The following is an 18626-nucleotide window of genomic DNA, read 5'->3' as shown; positions in this document are numbered from 1 at the left end:
GGTGACGGTGAGAACCCATGAAGAAACTCAAGCTGGTGATGATCGGCAACGGCATGGCCGGGGTCAGAACCCTCGAAGAGCTGCTCAAGCTCGCCCCGGACCTGTACGACATCACGGTATTCGGTGCCGAGCCGCACCCGAACTACAACCGCATCCTGCTCTCGCCGGTGCTGGCCGGTGAGCAGACCTTCGAGGAGATCGTCCTCAACGACCTGGCCTGGTACGCCGACAACGGCATCGACCTGCGGCTGGGGCGCAAGGTGGTCGACATCGACCGCAAGGCGCGCAAGGTGATCGCCGACGACGGCAGCGAGGCCGGGTACGACCGTCTGCTTATCGCCACCGGCTCCAACCCCTTTATCCTGCCGATTCCCGGCAAGGACCTGGACGGGGTGATCGGCTACCGCGACATCGCCGACACCCAGATGATGATGGAGACCGCCAAGATCCATAAGCACGCGGTGGTCATCGGCGGCGGCCTGCTCGGCCTGGAAGCGGCCAACGGCCTCAAGCTGCGCGGCATGGACGTCACCGTGGTGCATATCGGCGACTGGCTGCTGGAGCGCCAGCTCGACCGCACCGCCGGCGACCTGCTGCAGAAGTCCCTGGAAGACCGCGGCCTGAAGTTCCTCCTGCCCAAGCACACCGCCGAACTGCTGGACAACGGCGAGGGCCGGGTCTGCGCGGTGAAGTTCAAGGACGGCGAGGTGATTCCCGCCGACCTGGTGGTGATGGCCGCCGGCATCCGCCCCAACAGCGAGCTGGCGGAGAAGGCCGGGATCGCCTGCAACCGCGGCATCCTGGTCAACGACACCCTGCAGACCTTCGACCCGCGGGTCTACGCCATCGGCGAATGCGCCAGCCACCGCGGCATCGCCTACGGCCTGGTGGCGCCGCTGTTCGAGCAGGCCAAGGTCTGTGCCAACCACCTGGCCCAGCTCGGCTACTCCCGCTACCAGGGCTCGGTCACCTCGACCAAGCTCAAGGTCACCGGCATCGACCTGTTCTCCGCCGGCGAATTCATGGGCGGCGAAGGCACCGAGACCATCACCCTCTCCGACCCCATCGGCGGCGTGTACAAGAAGCTGGTGATCAAGGACGACGTGCTGGTCGGCGCCTGCCTGTACGGCGACACCGCCGACGGCGGCTGGTACTTCCGCCAGATCCGCGAGAACCACAACGTCGGCGAGATCCGCGACCACCTGATGTTCGGCGAAGGCGCCATCGGCGACGTCGGTCACCAGGGCGCCGACAAGACCGCCAACATGCCCGACAGCATGGAGGTGTGCGGCTGCAACGGCGTATGCAAGGGCAGTATCGTCAAGGCCATCCAGGAGAACGGCCTGTTCTCGGTCGACGAGGTCAAGAAGCACACCAAGGCCGCCAGTTCCTGCGGCTCCTGCGCAGGCCTGGTGGAGCAGATCCTGATCAGCACCGTCGGCGGCGCGGCGGATGTGAAGCCCAAAAGCGAGAAAGCCATCTGCGGCTGCAGCGACTTCAACCACGGGCAGATCCGCAAGACCATCCGCGAGCAGCACCTGACCAGCCTGGCCGACGCCATGGCCTTCATGAACTGGAGCACGCCGAACGGCTGCGCCACCTGCCGCCCGGCGCTGAACTACTACCTGATCTCCACCTGGCCTGGCGAGGCCAAGGACGACCCGCAGTCGCGCCTGATCAACGAGCGCGCCCACGCCAACATCCAGAAGGACGGCACCTACTCGGTGGTGCCGCGCATGTGGGGCGGGGTGACCAACCCCTCCGAGCTGCGCCGCATCGCCGACGTGGCCGACAAGTACCAGGTGCCCATGGTCAAGGTCACCGGCGGCCAGCGCATCGACCTCCTGGGGATCAAGAAGGACGACCTGCCGGCGGTGTGGAAGGAGCTGGACATGCCCTCCGGCCACGCCTACGGCAAGTCCATCCGCACCGTGAAGACCTGTGTGGGCAGCGAGTTCTGCCGCTTCGGCACGCAGAACTCGACCCAGCTGGGCATCGACCTGGAGCACGACCTGTTCAACATGTGGTCGCCGCACAAGGTCAAGCTGGCGGTCTCCGGCTGCCCGCGCAACTGCGCCGAGGCCGGCATCAAGGACGTCGGCATCATCGGTGTGGACTCGGGTTTCGAGATGTACATCGGCGGCAACGGCGGGATCAAGACCGAGGTCGCCGAGTTCTTCGTCAAGCTCAAGACCGCCGAGGAAGTACGCGAGTACAACGGCGCCTTCCTCCAGCTGTATCGCGAGGAAGCCTTCTACCTGGAGCGCACCGTGCACTACCTGCAGCGCGTGGGCATGGAGCACATCAAGAAGGCGGTGATCGAGGACGCCGACAACCGCAAGGCGCTCAACGCCCGCCTGCAGTACGCGCTGTCCTTCGAGCAGGACCCGTGGAAGGAGCGCATCGAAACCCCGAACCTGAAGAAAGAATTCGACCGCATCACCGTCGTGCAGCTCGAGGAGGCCTCCGTATGACCTGGCTGGATATCTGCGCCCTGGAAGAGATCAACGTACTGGGCTCGCGCATCGTCAAAGGCCCGAAAGGCGACATCGCGCTCTTTCGGACGTCCGCAGATGAAGTCTTCGCCCTCGACGACCGCTGCCCGCACAAGGGCGGGCCGCTGTCCCAGGGCCTGATCTACGGCAAGCGCGTGGCCTGCCCACTGCACAACTGGCAGATCGAGCTGGCCAGCGGCGAAGCCGTGGCCCCGGATGTCGGTTGCGCCCACCGGCACCAGGCGAAAGTCGAGAACGGCCGGGTGCTGCTGGCCCTGAATGCCGCGAAAGAGTGCGCGTGAGCCACAGGGTGGACTACGCCGCGGGCGTTTCCACCGCCACCTACCGGTGGACCCGCACAGCGTCGTCCACCCCACGCCTGTAGGAGCCCCGAACCATGGCCAGCACCAACCAGATCACCGCCTCGACCTGCTGCTACTGCGGCGTCGGCTGTGGCGTGCTGATCGAACACGACGGCGAGAAGATTCTCGGCGTCAAGGGCGATCCCAGCCACCCGGCCAACTTCGGCAAGCTGTGCAGCAAGGGCTCGACGCTGCACCTGACCGGCGACCTCGACGCCCGCGGCCTGTATCCCGAGCTGCGCCTGGGCAAGGACCTGGCGCGTACGCAAACCGACTGGGACAGCGCCCTGGACCACGCCGCCAGCGTGTTCGCCGAGACCATCCGCGAGCACGGCCCGGACAGCGTGGCCTTCTACGTCTCCGGCCAGCTGCTGACCGAGGACTACTACGCCTTCAACAAGCTGGCCCGGGCCCTGGTCGGCACCAACAACCTCGACTCCAACTCGCGCCTGTGCATGTCCAGTGCGGTGGTCGGCTACAAGCGCAGCCTGGGCGCCGACGCGCCGCCCTGCAATTACGAGGACATCGAGCAGAGCGACTGCGTGCTGATCGCCGGCAGCAATATGGCCTATGCCCATCCGGTGCTGTTCCGCCGCCTGGAAGAAGCCAAGGCCAGGCGCCCGGAGATGAAGGTCATCGTCATCGACCCGCGGCGCACCGACACCTGCGAACTGGCCGACCTGCACCTGGCCATCCTGCCGGGCACCGACGTGGCGCTGTTCCACGGCATCCTGCACATCCTCCTCTGGGAAGGCTGGATCGACCGCGACTTCATCGAGGCCCACACCGAGGGCTTCGAGGCCCTGAAGAAGCTGGTGCGCGACTACACGCCGGGCAATGTCGCCGACATCTGCGGCATCGCCCTGGAGCAGCTGCAGGCCTGCGCCGAACTGATCGGCCGGGCGCCTTCGTTCCTGTCGCTGTGGTGCATGGGTCTGAACCAGTCCAGCGCAGGCAGCGCGAAGAACAGCGCGCTGATCAACCTGCACCTGGCCACCGGGCAGATCGGCAAACCCGGTGCCGGCCCCTTCTCCCTCACCGGTCAACCCAACGCCATGGGCGGGCGCGAAACCGGCAGCCTGTCCAACCTGCTGCCGGGCCACCGCGACGCCGCCAACCCCGAGCACCGCGCCGAGGTCGCCGGCTACTGGGGCGTCGACGGTCTGCCAGACAGCACCGGGCTGACCGCCATCGAGCTGTTCGACGCGGTGGCCTCCGGCAAGATCAAGGCGCTGTGGATCGCCTGCACCAACCCGGCGCAGTCGCTGCCGGACCAGAACAAGGTGCACCAGGCCCTCGCCGCTTGTCCTTTTGTGGTGGTACAGGAAGCCTTCTTCACCACCGAGACCTGTCGCTATGCCGACCTGCTGCTGCCGGCCGCCAGCTGGGGCGAGAAGCACGGTACGGTGACCAACTCCGAACGCCGGCTCAGCCATGTGCGCCCTGCCGTGCCGGCGCCCGGGCAGGCGCGGGCCGACTGGGCGATCACTACGGATTTCGCCCGCCGCCTGGAAGCCCGACTGCGCCCCGGCCAGCCCAGCCTGTTCACCTTCGACCGGCCCGAGGCGCTGTTCGAGGAGTACAAGCAGCTGACCCAGGGCCGCGACCTCGACTTGTCGGGCCTCTCCTACGCGCTGATCGATCAGCTGGGTCCACAGCAGTGGCCCTTCCCGGCCGGCGCCCGTCAGGGTACCGCGCGCCTGTATGGCGATGGCCGCTTTCCCACCGCCAGCGGTCGCGCGCACTTTCACGCCGACCCCTATCGTGCGCCGAAGGAGAAGCGCGAGGCACGCTTCCCGCTGACCCTCAATACCGGCCGCCTGCGCGACCAGTGGCACGGCATGAGCCGCACCGGCACCGCCGCCCGGCTGTTCGGCCACGCCCCCGAAGCCGCGCTCAGCCTGCACCCGGACGAGCTGCGCCGGCGCCGCCTGCAGGCCGGCGATCTGGTCAAGGTGCGCAGCCGGCGCGGCAGTCTGATCCTGCCGGTGCAGGGCGACGAGGCGGTGCGCTCCGGCCAGGCCTACCTGCCGATGCACTGGGGCGACCGCTTCCTCAAGGGCCTGGGCACCAACGTGCTGACCCTGCCGGCCTTCGACCCGCTTTCCAAGCAACCGGAACTCAAACACGCCGGCATCGAAGTGGAGAAGGTCGAACTGCCCTGGCAGCTGTTCGCCCTGGTCGAGGGTGACGTGCAGCAGCGTTTCAGTGCCCTGCGCCCGCTGTTCGACGGCTTCGCCTACGCCAGCCTGAGCCTGACCGGCCGCGAGCGCCCGGCCCTGCTGATCCGCGCCGCCAGTGCGGTGGCGCCGCAGGCCGAGCTGCTGGCGCGGATCGATGCGCTGCTCAACGTCGTCGAGGGCCCGGTGCTGGCCTACGACGATCCCCGGCGCACCGTCGGCAAGCGGGTGCGCATCGAGGACGGGCGCATCACCGCCATCCGCCTGGCCGGCGAAACCGCCGCCCGCGACTGGCTGCACAACCTGTGGCACGAGGGCCGGGCCGATGCCGACCTGCGCCGCTGGCTGCTGGCGCCGCTGTCCACCCCGCCCGGCGGCACTGGCGCGCAGAACGTCGCCAAGACCCTGTGCAACTGCCTGAACGTCAGCCAGGACGCGGTCTGTGCCGGCATCGCACGCGGTCTCGACCTCAATGGACTGAAGCAGGAGCTCCAATGCGGCACCAGCTGCGGCTCCTGCGTCCCCGAAATTAAGCGTCTGCTGGCCAGCCGACCGCTTGCCGTCAATGCATAACCGTAGGGTGCGCCATGCGCACCAACCCCCACTATTCGGTGCGCACAGCGCACCCTACGCGAGGAATGCCGCATGAGCGCAAAAGTCTGGCTGGTAGGCGCCGGCCCCGGCGACCCGGAACTGCTGACCCTCAAGGCGGTCAAGGCCCTCAATCAGGCGCAGGTGGTGATGATCGACGACCTGGTCAATCCGGCCGTGCTGGAGCACTGCCCAGGCGCCCGGGTGGTGCCGGTGGGCAAGCGCGGCGGCTGCCGCTCCACGCCCCAGGCCTTCATCCACCGGCTGATGCTGCGCTACGCCCGCCAGGGCAAGTGCGTGGTGCGCCTGAAGGGCGGCGACCCGTGCATCTTCGGTCGCGGCAGCGAGGAGCTCGATTGGCTGCAGGCCCACGGCGTCGAGGTGGAAATGGTCAACGGCATCACCGCCGGGCTGGCCGGCGCCACCCACTGCGGCATCCCCCTGACCCTGCGTGGCGTCGCCCGCGGCGTGACCCTGGTCACCGCCCACACCCAGGACGACAGCACGCTGAACTGGTCGGCGCTGGCCCAGGGCGGCACCACCCTGGTGGTCTACATGGGCGTGGCCAAGCTGCCGGAGATCCGCGAGAGCCTGCTGGCCGGTGGCATGCCCGCCGACATGCCGGTGGCGATGATCGAGAACGCCTCCCTGCCCCAGCAACGCGATTGCCGCAGCACCCTGGCGGCGATGCAGCGCGATGCCATGGCCTTCGAGCTCAAGAGCCCGGCGATCCTGGTGATCGGCGAGGTCGCGGCCGCCCAGCAGGCGCTGGCGTTGGCGGTGAGTGCCTGACCACTTCGCGCCCGGTCCCGACCGGGCTTTTCTCCGGGCAAAGAAAAACCCGGCCGAGGCCGGGTTTTTCTCAACGCTTAGGCGCGATCACTGCTTGATCTGCGCTTCCACTTCGGCTTCCACGCGGCGGTTGATGGCGCGGCCAGCATCGCTGGCGTTGTCCGCGACCGGACGGGTTTCGCCGTAGCCGACCGCGTTGACGCGCTCGCCCGACACGCCGTACTGATCGACCAGGACCTGGCGAACGGCGTTGGCACGGCGCTCGGACAGCTTCTGGTTGTAGGCGTCGGTGCCGACGGCGTCGGTGTGGCCTTCAACGGTGGTGCGGGTCTGCGGGTACTGGTTCATGAAGTCAGCCAGGTTCTTGATGTCGCTGTAGCTTTCTTCCTTCACGCGGTCCTTGTCGAAATCGAACTTGACGTCCAGTTCGACGCGAACCATCTCCATCGGCTCCTCGGCCTGAACCGGCTCAGGAGTCGGCTCGACCATGGCCACAGGAGCCGGTGCCGGTGCCGGCTTGCTGCTGCCGCCGAAGTTCATGCCCACACCCACGCCAGCAGCCCACTCGGCTTCGTTGGCGTCGATGTTGTACATGCCATCCACACCGGCGCGGGCGAACAGGTTCTCGGTGATGAAGTACTTCACACCGGTGCCCACGTTGGCGAAGGTCGAATGGTCACGACCGGTGCGCGCCGGCACGTTGCTGATGTTCTGGTGGGCGAAACCCGCCGATACGTAGGGACGCAGACCGACGCCCTGCTCACCGAAGTGGTAGGTGGCGTCCAGGCCAGCCATGTTGCCTTTGATGTTCTTGTTACCGGTGCCGTTTTCCGAACGAATATCGTGGTATTCGCCATACGACAGGCCCAGTTCGACGTCATCGGTCAGGTAGTAACCAACGGAACCACCGAACAGATTGCCGTTGGACAGGTCGCGAGAGCTGTCGGTCATGTAACGCTTGCCGAAAGCTTCCACCTCGACTGCGCCTTGGCCTTGAGCCAGCGCGCCCATGGAGGAGGCGGCAACAAGAGAGCCAATGACTACGCCCAAGGTGTTTTTCAGTTTCATCCGTAAAGCCCCACTAATGGTGATTGATTGAATTGCGTGCAGATAGACAGGCAAAACGGCGGCGAGTTTACCAGAACCGCAGGTCGCGCCAGATATATTGAATGCCCCGAACTAACTTTCGGTGTCGAGCGCAAACTTCTCACGCAAGCGGTCTAGCGCGCGCTTGTAGCGCATTTTCGTGGCGCTCAGGCCCATGTGCATGATGTCCGCGATTTCCTGGAACTCCAGCTCTGCGACAAAACGTAGCACCAGGATTTCCCGGTCAATCGGGTTCACATGCACCAGCCAGCGATCCAAGCCCCCGCGATCCTCCATTTTCGGCGTCTTCTCTTCCGACGCCTCCTCCAGAGGATCCAGACTCAGCGCATCCATCAGGCGGCGCTTGCGCCGCTCCTTGCGGTACTGGGTGATGCACTCGTTGTAGGTGATGCTGTACAGCCAGGTCTTGAACTTGGACTTGCCCTCGAAGTTCTTCAGACCGTAGAGGACCTTGAGCATGACCTCCTGGCAGACATCGTCGGCATCGCGATCGTTCCCCAGATAACGTGCGCACACGTTGAACAGGGTGCGCTGGTACCGTCGCATCAACTCTTCATAGGCACGGGTGACGTGAAACAACTCGCCATGCGCCCGCGCTACCAGCTCCTCGTCAGAGAGCTCGCGGGGGTCGTATCGCATGGGCAACGGTTGGGCTTTATTCAAAACGGGTCGGGCCGACAGTCGGGACACAAGCCGCCAACGCCTGATGAATCAGGCGGCGGGTTTGGCGGCATACATTAGCAGGGATTGGCGCGTTAGCGGCTGCTTACCCGTTGCTCGAGCAAGGTGCGATTGGCCACCGAGACCAGATCCCCCGCGTCGGTTAGCAGGATAGTCTTGACCGTGCCAATTTCCTCGATCTGCCCTTCGACCTCACCAACCTGCACTTGTTGCCCGACCTGATACAACTCTCGCACGTAGATGCCGGCGAGTATCTGCCCGGCGATCTCGCGACTGCCCAACCCCAGGGCCAGTGCCACGGCCAGGCCGACCGAGATCAGCACGATGGCGATGACGTTGTTGAGCAGGTCGGTCTTGACCTCCAGCTGCCCGATGGCCACCGAGATGCTGATGATGATCACCAGGCCCTGGGCGATGCGCCCCAGGCCATGGGCATAGTCCAGACCGACCCCCTCTGCCGCGCCGCGTACCAGCCCGCTGACCAGGTGGGCCAGGAGCACGCCGGCGACCAGCACCAGGGCCGCGCCGAACACCTTCGGCAGGTACAGCGCCAGCACGTCCAGGGTCGCCGATACCCGCTCGAGGCCGAGGGATTCGGCGGCCGAGACGAGGAAGATCAGTAGCACGAACCAGTAGACGATCTTGCCGATCAGGGTCGACACCGGCACCTGGATGCCGCCGCGGCTGAGCAGCTTGGTCAGGCCGGTACCGGCCATCAGGCGATCCAGGCCGAGCTTACCGAGCAGCTTGGACAGCAGGGTGTCGAGCAGCTTGGCCACGACGAAGCCGAGCAGCACCAGAATCAATGCCACGAACAGATTCGGAATAAAGCCAGCGACCTTGGTCCAGAGTGCAGTCATCGCGGCAATCAGGCTTTGGGTCCAGGGATCGAGTTCCATTTCAGTCAGCCTTATCAGTAGAACGAGTAGAAGAACGACGACGGGAGACCGGCGCGACGTGCGCCGAACCGTTATTCAAAGCGATCATCAGGGCGCCGAGCCAGTGGCCCATCAGGCTGAACAGATCGCCCGCGCCGACCTGGCGGTTGGCGGTCTTCAGCACGCGATGCAGGCAGGCATCGTCATCGTGTTCGGAGGCCGATGACTTGAGCAGATCGCGCAGGGATTCTTCGAATGGATCGTGCATGAAGCACCTCACAGGACGTCTCGGCTAGACGAGATCAGCTGACACCGGGTCACATCAGAGCCAGCGCCAGCGGCGGAACAGCCACCATTGAGCGAGGCCGATGGCCGTCATGATCAGGCAGGCGATGACGAAGCCCAGCGGGCTTTCGGCCCCCGGCATGCCGCCGACGTTAATGCCCAGCAGGCCGGTCAGGAAACTCATGGGCAGGAACACCATGGTGATGATGCTGAAGCGGTACATGATGCGGTTCATCCGCTCGTCCATGCGCCGATTTTCCGCATCCAGCACCAGGCTGACCCGCTCGCGACTGAGCTCCAGCTCTTCCAGGTAGCGGGTCAGGCGGTTGTTCAGCTCGTTCCAGTAGTCGGTGTCGTCCGCCACGAACCAGGGCTGCTGATTGCGCGTCAGCTGGGCGAAGATCTCCCGCTGCGGCGCGAGGAAACGCCGCAACCCGGCGGCGCGACGGCGCATCTGCAGCAGCAGGTCGTGATTCGGCAGCAGCCGCTCGTCGGCATCGATCTGCTCCTCCTGCTCGTCGACCTGCTCGGCCAGTTCGGTGACCAGAGCGTCGACCTTGGCGGTCAGGTAGTCGGCCATGCTGAGGACCAGCTCGGAGGAGGTCCTCGGCCCCTTGCCCGCCTGCAGGTCGCGAATCAGGTCTTCGCTGGCGCGCAGCGGCCGCAGGCGCAGGGAAATGACCCGGCGGGCGGCGGCGAAGATGCGCACCGAGACCATGTCCTCGGGCTCCGCCCCCGGATTGAGGTTGATTCCGCGCAGGAACAGCAGCAGCTCCTGGTTGGGCAGCGTCAGCAGGCGCGGACGGGTGTTCTCCTCCAGCAGCAGGTCGCAGGCGAACTCGCTCAAGCCGCTATCGCGGCGCAGCCAGGCCTGGGTCTGCGGGTGGCTGCGATCCCAATGCAGCCACAGGCTCTCGCCCTCGCCCAGTTCAAGGTCGGCCAGTCGCTCATGGGGCACCGCCCGCGCCCCGCCCCGGCCATCGAGCACCAGGGCGTGCACCAGGCCCCAATGGGCGTTGTCTTCCATCGGCATCCTGAAACTCCAGACTAGCGGGCCACACGCCTCACTCGGGCATCTTCAGCGCGCTGGGCGAAACGATGACGCCGTTGTTGTCGGCATACAGGTACTCGCCGGGGCGGAAGGTCACGCCGCCGAAGGTCAGCGCCAGGTCGAATTCGCCGACACCGCGCTTGTTGCTCTTCATCGGGTGGCTGGCCAGCGCCTGGATACCGATCTCGGTCTGCGCCAGCACATCGACGTCACGCACACAGCCGTAGACCAGGATGCCTTCCCAGCCATTCTTCGCCGCCTTTTCGGCGAGCATGTCGCCGAGCAGGGCGCAGCGCATCGAGGCACCGCCATCGACCACCATCACCTTGCCCTTGCCGGGCTGCTCGACCAGCTCCTTGACCCGCGAGTTGTCCTCGAAACACTTGACCGTGACGATCTCGCCGCCGAAGGAATCGCGGCCGCCGAAGTTGCTGAACATCGGCTCGACCACCTGCACCAGCTCGGGGTAGGCGTCACACAGATCGGGGGTGATGTAGTGCATGGCTAAGCTCCTTTTATCAATTGGACGTCAGGCTTCACAGGTCGATGCCGACACGGTCGCCGTCATAGCTCAACGGCAATACCACCAGATTGCCACAGGCCGCATTGAGCGGACGCCCGCTGGGCAGGTCGAACTCGATGCCATGACGCGCACAGCGCAACCGTCGGCCTTCCAGGCTAGCCGTCTGCAGCGACGCACCGCGATGGGGACAACTGTCCTCCAGCAGCACGCTATGGCCCTCGACAACCAGTAGCAGCAGGTCCCGCCCCTGCACCCGGAAGGTGCGGCGATAGCCCTCTTCGAGGTTCAGCAGGCGCTCCAGGGCAACGAACATCGAACCTCTCCCGGCAGCAGGAAATGACCAGAGAACAATCTGGCGTCACATGTTAACCGGATGACGGCTCCGTGGGTATGTCCGCGCGGCGCTCTAGGACAACGCTTTGCACCCCGGTCCCGCGCAACGAGCGGTGCCCCAGCCAATGCTCCACCAGCGGCCAGACCTCCGTCTGCGCCACTTTGCTGACCAGCATCTGCACATGGTCGAAATCGCTGGAGAAGCCATGTTCCCTGCCCAGGCAGAGGAACTCGCGCACCTCGCTGCCGCACTGCTCGAGCAGCTTGCGGCAGGCCCAGGCCGGATCCTGCCTGTCGCCCGCCGCCGCCACTGCCAACAGCGGCACCCGCACCTCGCGCAGTCCCGCCCACCAGTCCCGTTCGGCGTCGCCGAAACGGCCGAACAGGCCATGCCAGCGCAGACTTTCCAGGGCCAGGCCGATTGGCTCGTCCTCGGGCCCGCGCCGAAGCCGCGACCCGGACAGCACCGAGAAACGCCCCAGCAACAGGCGCCCACCCCACTCCACCGGGGGCAGCTTCAGCGGCCAGTAGATGCGACTGATCTGACTGCCGAACAGCGACACCGAGGCCACCCGCGCCTCGTCCAGATAGCGTCCGCCCAAGGCGCCGGCCAGGGTGATGCCACCCAGGGAGTGACCGAGCCAGTGCGCCACCTGCGGGTTCTGCTCATGGATGAAGTCGGCAATCGCCGGCAGGTCAAAGCGCACGTAGTCGCTGACCCGGTTGCGCGAATAGTTGCGGTTGCGCGGCGACAGCCCATGGCCGCGCATCTCCGCGATCCACACGTCGAAGCCGGCACGCGCCAGGTAGGGGCCGAGCCCGACACCCTTGGGCGAGTACCAGAAGCGCCGATTGGAAAAGCTGCCCGGCAGCAGCACCACCGGCACGCCGCGCTCGCCTTCACGACCGAAACGGCCGAGACGGGTCAACGCCAGTTCGACGCTGGCATCGGGGCTGTTGCCGGGCTTGAGCCGATAGACATCCTCGCTCAGGTCGCCACGAATTTCGGCGCTGATCAAGGCGACGGGAAAAAGCTGACTGCTGCTCTGCATCTTCGCTCTGGCACAAAAAAGGGCGGGATAACCCGCCCTTGATCAAGGTGGTTAACGGCAGATCAGGCTGGCTGGCCTTCGGCCAGGAAGAACCAGGTATCCAGTACCGAGTCAGGGTTCAGCGAGACGCTCTCGATGCCCTGTTCCATCAGCCACTTGGCCAGATCCGGGTGATCCGACGGGCCCTGGCCACAGATGCCGATGTACTTGCCGGCCTTGTTGCAGGCGGCAATGGCGTTGGCCAGCAGCTTCTTCACCGCCGGGTTACGCTCATCGAACAGGTGGGCGACGATGCCCGAGTCGCGGTCCAGGCCCAGGGTCAGCTGGGTCAGGTCGTTGGAGCCGATGGAGAAGCCGTCGAAGTACTCGAGGAACTCCTCGGCGAGGATGGCGTTGGACGGCAGCTCGCACATCATGATGACCTTCAGGCCATCCTGACCACGGGCCAGGCCGTTGCTGGCCAGCAGCTCGACCACCTGGCTGGCTTCGCCGAGGGTGCGCACGAACGGCACCATGATCTCGACGTTGGTCAGGCCCATCTCGTTGCGCACCTTCTTCAGCGCCCGGCACTCCAGCTCGAAGCAGTCGCGGAACGACTCGCTGATGTAGCGCGAGGCGCCACGGAAGCCGAGCATCGGGTTCTCTTCTTCCGGCTCGTAGAGCTTGCCGCCGATCAGGTTGGCGTACTCGTTGGACTTGAAGTCCGACAGGCGCACGATGACCTTCTTCGGCCAGAAGGCCGCGGCCAGGGTACTGATGCCTTCCACCAGCTTCTCGACGTAGAAGCCGACCGGATCGTCGTAACCGGCGATGCGCTTCTCCACGCTGTCCTTGATCTCCGCCGGCAGGCCGGCGAAGTTCAACAGCGCCTTGGGGTGCACGCCGATCATGCGGTTGATGATGAACTCCAGGCGCGCCAGGCCAACGCCCTCGTTGGGCAGCTGGGCGAAATCGAAGGCACGGTCCGGGTTACCGACGTTCATCATGATCTTGAACGGCAGCTCGGGCATGGCATCGACCGAGTTCTTGCGGATATCGAAGCCCAGCTCGCCCTCGAAGATGAAGCCGGTGTCACCCTCGGCGCAGGACACGGTCACACCCATGCCGTCCTTCAACACCTGGGTCGCGTTGCCGCAGCCGACCACGGCCGGGATACCCAGCTCGCGGGCGATGATCGCCGCGTGGCAGGTACGGCCGCCACGGTTGGTGACGATGGCGCTGGCGCGCTTCATCACCGGCTCCCAGTCCGGGTCGGTCATGTCGGAGACCAGTACGTCGCCCGGCTGCACTTTGTCCATTTCGGAAACGTCCTGGATGACGCGCACGCGGCCGGCACCGATCTTCTGGCCGATGGCACGACCTTCCACCAGCACGGTGCCGGTTTCCTTGAGCAGGTAGCGCTCCATCACGTTGACGCTGGAGCGGCTCTTCACGGTCTCGGGGCGGGCCTGGACGATGTACAGCTTGCCGTCGTCGCCGTCTTTGGCCCATTCGATGTCCATCGGCCGGCCGTAGTGCTTCTCGATGATCATGGCCTGCTTGGCCAGTTCGTTGACCTCGGCGTCGGACAGGCAGAAGCGCGCGCGCTCGGCGCGGTCGACGTCGACCACCTTGACCGACTTGCCGGCCTTGGCTTCGTCGCCGTAGATCATCTTGATCGCCTTGCTGCCCAGATTCCGGCGCAGGATGGCCGGGCGGCCGGCTTCCAGGGTCTGCTTGTGGACGTAGAATTCGTCGGGGTTCACCGCCCCCTGCACCACGGTTTCACCGAGACCGTAGGCGCCGGTGATGAACACCACATCGCGGAAGCCCGATTCGGTGTCGAGGGTGAACATCACGCCGGCGGTGCCGGTTTCCGAGCGGACCATGCGCTGCACGCCGGCGGACAGGGCGACCAGCTTGTGGTCGAAGCCCTGGTGCACGCGGTAGGCGATGGCACGGTCGTTGAACAGCGAGGCGAACACCTCTTTGGCCGCGCGGATCACGTTGTCCACGCCGCGGATATTCAGGAAGGTTTCCTGCTGGCCGGCGAAGGAGGCGTCCGGCAGGTCTTCGGCGGTGGCCGAGGAACGCACCGCAACGGCCATGTTGTCGTTGCCATCGGCCATGGTGGCGAAGGCCTGGCGAATCTGCTTGTCCAGCTCGACGGGGAACGGCGCATCCATCACCCACTGGCGAATCTGCGCGCCGGTCTTGGCCAGGGCGTTGACATCGTCGACATCCAGCGCATCGAGTGCGGCATGGATCTGCGCATTCAGCCCGCTTTCTTCGAGGAAGTCACGGTAGGCCTGGGCGGTAGTGGCGAAGCCACCGGGAACCGACACGCCAGCACCAGCGAGGTTGCTGATCATCTCGCCCAGGGAGGCGTTCTTGCCCCCTACATGCTCAACATCGTGGACGCCGAGCTTATCGAGGGAAACTACGTACTCTACCAAGGTGATCTCTCCACTTAGGTGTTGGAAAAGCTCAAGGGGCTGGGAAAGTTCGGCGGAGCGAATCCGCGCGATTGTGGCCTGGCCCTGGAAAATAAGTAACAATGCCGACCACTTCGGGCCGGCAAAAGCGGGCCTATGATAGCCAAGATTCGTCCTCAGCTTAAGGCCCATGGCGCAAATGAAACGAACCGCTTTTTTCATCTCCGATGGTACCGGCATCACCGCCGAAACCCTGGGTCAGAGTCTGTTGGCGCAGTTCGATACCACCAGCTTCACCAAGCTCACGCGCCCGTATATCGACAGCGTGGAAAAAGCGCGCGCCATGGTACTACAGATCAATAGCGCTGCCGAGAAAGACGGGGTGCGACCGATCATCTTCGACACCATCGTCAACCAGGAGATTCGCGACGTGCTGGCCCAGTCCGAGGGCTTCATGATCGACATCTTCTCGACCTTTCTCGCCCCGCTGGAACAGGAGCTGTGCTCGCACTCCTCCTATTCGGTGGGCAAGTCCCACTCCATCGGCCACAACTCCAACTACATGGAGCGCATCGAGGCGGTCAACTTCGCCCTGGACAACGACGACGGCGCACGCACCCATTACTACGACAAGGCCGACCTGATCCTGGTCGGCGTGTCGCGCTGCGGCAAGACCCCGACCTGCCTGTACATGGCCATGCAGTACGGCATCCGCGCCGCCAACTACCCGCTGACCGAAGACGACATGGAACGCCTGCAGCTGCCCGCGGCGCTAAAGAAGCACAAGGACAAGCTGTTCGGCCTGACCATCGACCCCGACCGCCTCACCGCCATCCGCAACGAGCGCAAGCCCAACAGCCGCTACGCCAGCTTCGCCCAGTGCGAATTCGAGGTGCGCGAGGTGGAGAACCTGTTCCGCCGCGAGAACATCGCCTTCATCAACTCCACCCATTTCTCGGTGGAGGAGATTTCGGCGAAGATCCTCGTGGAAAAAGGCGTCGAGCGCCGCCTCAAGTAAGGGTCGCCGTTACACGAAAAGCCGGAGCCCGCGCTCCGGCTTTTTCGTTGGCGCGCGAGTCAGATCACCCACAGGTCCATGAAACGCTGCACCGGCGTGGCCTCGAGGCGCGCCTGGTCCTGGCACAGGGCGACTATCTCGGCGCAGCGCTGGGCCGGGAAGCGGGTCGCCAGGCTGGCCCTGAACTTGTCCTCCAGCAGCGAAATGCCCTCGGCGCGGCGGCGGCGATGGCCGATGGGGTACTCCACCTCCACCTTCTCGGTGCAGCTGCCGTCGGTGAAGAACACCTGCACGGCATTGGCGATGGCGCGCTTGTCGGCCTCCAGGTATTCGCGGCTGTAGCGCGGGTCCTCGACCACCTCCATCTTGTCGCGCAGCTCGTCGATCAGCGGATGGGCGGCATGGAAGCCATCCTCGTAGTGCTCGGCCACCAGCGTGCCGAAGATCAACGGCACCGCCGTCATGTACTGCAGGCAGTGATCGCGGTCGGCCGGGTTGGCCAGCGGACCGACCTTAGCGATGATGCGCAGCGCCGATTCATGGGTGTTGATGACGATCCTGGCGACCTCGCCCAAGCGATTCCTGACCTGCGGATGCAGCAGCACCGCGGCCTCGCAGGCGGTCTGCGCATGGAACTCGGCGGGGAAGCTGATCTTGAACAGCACGTTCTCCATCACGTAGCAGGCGAACCCCTGGGAGAAGCTGAAACGGCGCTGCTGCGCCGGCTTGGTCGCCAGGTCCCGGCTGGTGTGGCTGAACAGCACGTCGTAGAAGCCCCACTGCGGCGCGCTGAGTACTCCGGGTATACCCATTTCGCCGCGCAGGGCGATATCGGCCAGGCGCACCCCGCGACTGCTGGCATCGCCGGCCGCCCAGGACTTGCGCGAGCCGGCATTGGGCGCGTGGCGGTAGGTGCGCAGGGCCTGGCCATCGACCAGGGCATGGGAAACGGCCGACAACAGCTGCTCGCGGCTGGCGCCCATCAGCTTGGCGGCGACCGCAGTGGACGCCAGCTTGACCAGCAGCACGTGGTCCAGGCCAACCCGGTTGAAGGCATTCTCCAGGGCGAACACTCCCTGGATCTCGTGGGCCTTGACCATGGCCTCGAGCACCGCACCCATGGTCAGGGGCGCCTCGCCCCGGGACTGGCGCCGCTGCGACAGGTGGTCGGCCACCGCCAGGATGGCGCCGAGGTTGTCGGAGGGGTGACCCCACTCGGCCGCCAGCCAGGTGTCGTTGTAGTCCAGCCAGCGTACCGTGCAGCCGATATCCCAGGCCGCCTTGACCGGATCGAGCACGAAACGGGTGCCCGGCACCCGCGCCCCGTGAGGCACCTGGGTGCCTTCGACCAGGGGCCCGAGGTGTTTGGTGCACTCGGGAAAGCGCAAGGCCAGCAGGGCGCAGCCGAGGCTGTCCATCAGGCAGTGGCGCGCGGTGCTCAACGCGAGCGTCGAGTCGACCCGGTAGCTCAGCACATAGTCGGCGACGTCCTTTATCACCTGGTCGTAATCGGGGCGCTGGTTCTGTGCGGCGTTGACGCTCATGGCTGGCTCCATTCGCTGACGGCTCACGGGCCTGCGTCTGTCATCCAGGCCCGCAGAAACGAAAAAGCCCGCTTGCGCGGGCTTTCCTTGAGTCTAGACCAGCTCAGAAGGCATCCGCGGGCACGCGCACCCAACCCTCCATCAGCACCCGGGCGCTGCGGCTCATGATGGCCTTGGTCACCGTCCAGTCACCGTTGACCTGTACGGCCTCGGCACCCACCCGCAGGGTGCCTGAGGGGTGCCCGAAACGCACCTCGCTGCGCGCACCGCCACCGGCGGCGAGGTTGACCAGGGTGCCCGGAATCGCCGCGGCAGTGCCGATAGCCACCGCGCAGGTACCCATCATCGCGTGGTGCAGCTTGCCCATGGACAAAGCGCGCACCAGCAGGTCGACCTCGCTCGCCAGGACGGTCTTGCCGCTGGAAGCCTGGTAGTTTACGGGCGGGGCGACGAAGGCGATCTTCGGTGTGTGCTGGCGGCTCAACGCCTCTTGCGCCGTCTTGATCAGCCCCATGCGCAGCGCGCCGGCCACGCGGATCTGCTCGAAGCGCGCCAGCTGCTGCGGGTCGCCATTGATGGCTTCACGCAGTTCGGTGCCCCGGTAGCCGATGTCCTCGGCATTGACGAACACGGTGGGGATGCCGGCGGCGATCATGGTGGCCTTGAATGTTCCGACGCCCGGCACCTCAAGGTCATCGACCAGGTTGCCGGTGGGGAACATCGAACCGCCCTCCTCGTCATCGTCGGACGGATCGAGGAACTCCAGCACGATCTCGGCAGCCGGGAAGGTCACCCCGTCCAGCTCGAAGTCGCCGGTTTCCTGCACCTGGCCCTGGGTCACCGGCACATGGGCGATGATGGTCTTGCGGATATTGGCCTGCCAGATACGCACCACGCATACACCGCTTTCCGGGACGCGCGCCGGGTCGATCAACCCGGCATGGATGGCAAAGGCACCCGCCGCCGTCGACAGGTTGCCGCAGTTGCCGCTCCAATCGACGAAGGCCTTGTCGATGGAGACCTGGCCGTAGAGGTAGTCGACGTCGTGATCCGGCTGACTGCTTTTCGACAGGATCACGCACTTGCTGGTGCTGGAGGTCGCGCCCCCCATGCCGTCGATATGCGCGGCATAGGCATCGGGACTGCCGATCACCCGCATGAACAGCTTGTCGCGTGCCGGCCCCGGCACCTGGCAGCGCTCGGGCAGGTCGTCCAGTTTGAAGAACACACCCTTGCTGGTGCCGCCACGCATATAGGTGGCGGGAATCTTGATCTGGGGTACGTGACTCATGGATAAGCTCCGAAGAAGGTTGGACGCCC

General features: G+C 65.4%; 16 protein-coding genes. 5 read left to right on the top strand and 11 right to left on the bottom strand.

Annotated features, from left to right (window positions below; genetic code table 11):
• The first annotated feature begins 17 nt into the window (after positions 1–17).
• The 4 genes from nirB to cobA all read left to right on the top strand — a co-directional run bounded on the left by nirB (position 18) and on the right by cobA (position 6420).
• On the top strand, positions 18–2474 hold the full coding sequence (nirB, locus tag KDW96_RS21195; protein WP_255838186.1) for a nitrite reductase large subunit NirB: 2457 nt from the start codon (positions 18–20) through the stop codon (positions 2472–2474).
• Complete coding sequence (nirD, locus tag KDW96_RS21190; protein ID WP_255838185.1) at positions 2471–2797, top strand: nitrite reductase small subunit NirD; 327 nt, start codon at positions 2471–2473, stop codon at positions 2795–2797. Before nirB ends, nirD begins: the two co-directional genes overlap by 4 nt.
• A 95-nt stretch (positions 2798–2892) precedes the next feature.
• On the top strand, positions 2893–5610 hold the full coding sequence (locus KDW96_RS21185) for a nitrate reductase (RefSeq protein ID WP_255838184.1): 2718 nt from the start codon (positions 2893–2895) through the stop codon (positions 5608–5610).
• A gap of 72 nt (positions 5611–5682) precedes the next feature.
• Entirely contained in the window at positions 5683–6420 is a 738-nt protein-coding gene (cobA, locus tag KDW96_RS21180) for a uroporphyrinogen-III C-methyltransferase (protein ID WP_255838183.1), read from the top strand.
• Positions 6421–6507: 87 nt separating this feature from the next.
• Here cobA and KDW96_RS21175 read toward each other — a convergent pair whose 3' ends face one another.
• The 9 genes from KDW96_RS21175 to ppsA all read right to left on the bottom strand — a co-directional run bounded on the left by KDW96_RS21175 (position 6508) and on the right by ppsA (position 14765).
• Positions 6508–7488: an OmpA family protein gene (locus KDW96_RS21175; protein WP_255838182.1), complete on the bottom strand. Its 981-nt coding sequence runs from the start codon at positions 7486–7488 to the stop codon at positions 6508–6510.
• Between the two features lie 111 nt (positions 7489–7599).
• The gene (sigX, locus tag KDW96_RS21170) at positions 7600–8190 is read right to left on the bottom strand and encodes an RNA polymerase sigma factor SigX (RefSeq protein ID WP_255838181.1); all 591 of its coding nucleotides are present in this window, start codon (positions 8188–8190) and stop codon (positions 7600–7602) included.
• A 92-nt stretch (positions 8191–8282) separates the two neighbouring features.
• A complete protein-coding gene (locus KDW96_RS21165) occupies positions 8283–9107 on the bottom strand; it encodes a mechanosensitive ion channel family protein (RefSeq protein WP_255838180.1) in 825 nt (274 codons plus the stop codon).
• 1 nt (position 9108) lies between these two features.
• Positions 9109–9354, bottom strand: a complete 246-nt coding sequence (locus tag KDW96_RS21160; RefSeq protein WP_255838179.1) for a CrfX protein — start codon at positions 9352–9354, stop codon at positions 9109–9111.
• Positions 9355–9408: 54 nt separating this feature from the next.
• Positions 9409–10404, bottom strand: a complete 996-nt coding sequence (gene cmaX, locus KDW96_RS21155; RefSeq protein WP_255838178.1) for a divalent cation transporter CmaX — start codon at positions 10402–10404, stop codon at positions 9409–9411.
• 31 nt (positions 10405–10435) lie between these two features.
• Complete coding sequence (rraA, locus tag KDW96_RS21150) at positions 10436–10924, bottom strand: ribonuclease E activity regulator RraA (RefSeq protein ID WP_255838177.1); 489 nt, start codon at positions 10922–10924, stop codon at positions 10436–10438.
• Between the two features lie 34 nt (positions 10925–10958).
• Positions 10959–11258: a Rieske (2Fe-2S) protein gene (locus KDW96_RS21145; RefSeq protein WP_255838176.1), complete on the bottom strand. Its 300-nt coding sequence runs from the start codon at positions 11256–11258 to the stop codon at positions 10959–10961.
• A 52-nt stretch (positions 11259–11310) separates the two neighbouring features.
• Positions 11311–12330 carry an alpha/beta fold hydrolase gene (locus tag KDW96_RS21140; RefSeq protein ID WP_255838175.1) on the bottom strand — a complete coding sequence of 340 codons (1020 nt, stop codon included), beginning with the start codon at positions 12328–12330 and terminating at the stop codon, positions 11311–11313.
• A gap of 62 nt (positions 12331–12392) precedes the next feature.
• A complete protein-coding gene (ppsA, locus tag KDW96_RS21135) occupies positions 12393–14765 on the bottom strand; it encodes a phosphoenolpyruvate synthase (protein WP_255838174.1) in 2373 nt (790 codons plus the stop codon).
• Between the two features lie 178 nt (positions 14766–14943).
• Here ppsA and ppsR point away from each other — a divergent pair, with 178 nt between their 5' ends.
• The gene (gene ppsR / locus KDW96_RS21130; RefSeq protein ID WP_255838173.1) at positions 14944–15762 is read left to right on the top strand and encodes a posphoenolpyruvate synthetase regulatory kinase/phosphorylase PpsR; all 819 of its coding nucleotides are present in this window, start codon (positions 14944–14946) and stop codon (positions 15760–15762) included.
• Positions 15763–15821: 59 nt separating this feature from the next.
• Here the strand turns inward: ppsR and prpD are convergent, their stop codons facing one another.
• Together prpD and prpF are read right to left on the bottom strand one after the other, a co-directional pair.
• A complete protein-coding gene (gene prpD, locus KDW96_RS21125; protein WP_255838172.1) occupies positions 15822–17306 on the bottom strand; it encodes a 2-methylcitrate dehydratase in 1485 nt (494 codons plus the stop codon).
• 103 nt (positions 17307–17409) lie between these two features.
• Complete coding sequence (gene prpF / locus KDW96_RS21120) at positions 17410–18597, bottom strand: 2-methylaconitate cis-trans isomerase PrpF (protein ID WP_255838171.1); 1188 nt, start codon at positions 18595–18597, stop codon at positions 17410–17412.
• Positions 18598–18626: the final 29 nt, after the last annotated feature.

Origin of the sequence: Pseudomonas benzenivorans (assembly GCF_024397895.1) — a bacterium.
Classification (GTDB): domain Bacteria; phylum Pseudomonadota; class Gammaproteobacteria; order Pseudomonadales; family Pseudomonadaceae; genus Aquipseudomonas; species Aquipseudomonas benzenivorans_A.
This window is presented reverse-complemented; position numbering and strand designations above follow the sequence as displayed.

Excerpts from the sequence above, each read along its gene's own strand:
- nirB (WP_255838186.1), top strand. The coding sequence starts at position 18 with ATGAAGAAACTCAAGCTGGTGATGATCGGCAACGGCATGGCCGGGGTC.
- nirD (WP_255838185.1), top strand. The coding sequence starts at position 2,471 with ATGACCTGGCTGGATATCTGCGCCCTGGAAGAGATCAACGTACTGGGC.
- KDW96_RS21185 (WP_255838184.1), top strand. The coding sequence starts at position 2,893 with ATGGCCAGCACCAACCAGATCACCGCCTCGACCTGCTGCTACTGCGGC.
- cobA (WP_255838183.1), top strand. The coding sequence starts at position 5,683 with ATGAGCGCAAAAGTCTGGCTGGTAGGCGCCGGCCCCGGCGACCCGGAA.
- KDW96_RS21175 (WP_255838182.1), bottom strand. The coding sequence starts at position 7,488 with ATGAAACTGAAAAACACCTTGGGCGTAGTCATTGGCTCTCTTGTTGCC.
- KDW96_RS21165 (WP_255838180.1), bottom strand. The coding sequence starts at position 9,107 with ATGGAACTCGATCCCTGGACCCAAAGCCTGATTGCCGCGATGACTGCA.
- KDW96_RS21160 (WP_255838179.1), bottom strand. The coding sequence starts at position 9,354 with ATGCACGATCCATTCGAAGAATCCCTGCGCGATCTGCTCAAGTCATCG.
- cmaX (WP_255838178.1), bottom strand. The coding sequence starts at position 10,404 with ATGCCGATGGAAGACAACGCCCATTGGGGCCTGGTGCACGCCCTGGTG.
- rraA (WP_255838177.1), bottom strand. The coding sequence starts at position 10,924 with ATGCACTACATCACCCCCGATCTGTGTGACGCCTACCCCGAGCTGGTG.
- KDW96_RS21145 (WP_255838176.1), bottom strand. The coding sequence starts at position 11,258 with ATGTTCGTTGCCCTGGAGCGCCTGCTGAACCTCGAAGAGGGCTATCGC.
- KDW96_RS21140 (WP_255838175.1), bottom strand. The coding sequence starts at position 12,330 with ATGCAGAGCAGCAGTCAGCTTTTTCCCGTCGCCTTGATCAGCGCCGAA.
- ppsR (WP_255838173.1), top strand. The coding sequence starts at position 14,944 with ATGAAACGAACCGCTTTTTTCATCTCCGATGGTACCGGCATCACCGCC.
- prpD (WP_255838172.1), bottom strand. The coding sequence starts at position 17,306 with ATGAGCGTCAACGCCGCACAGAACCAGCGCCCCGATTACGACCAGGTG.
- prpF (WP_255838171.1), bottom strand. The coding sequence starts at position 18,597 with ATGAGTCACGTACCCCAGATCAAGATTCCCGCCACCTATATGCGTGGC.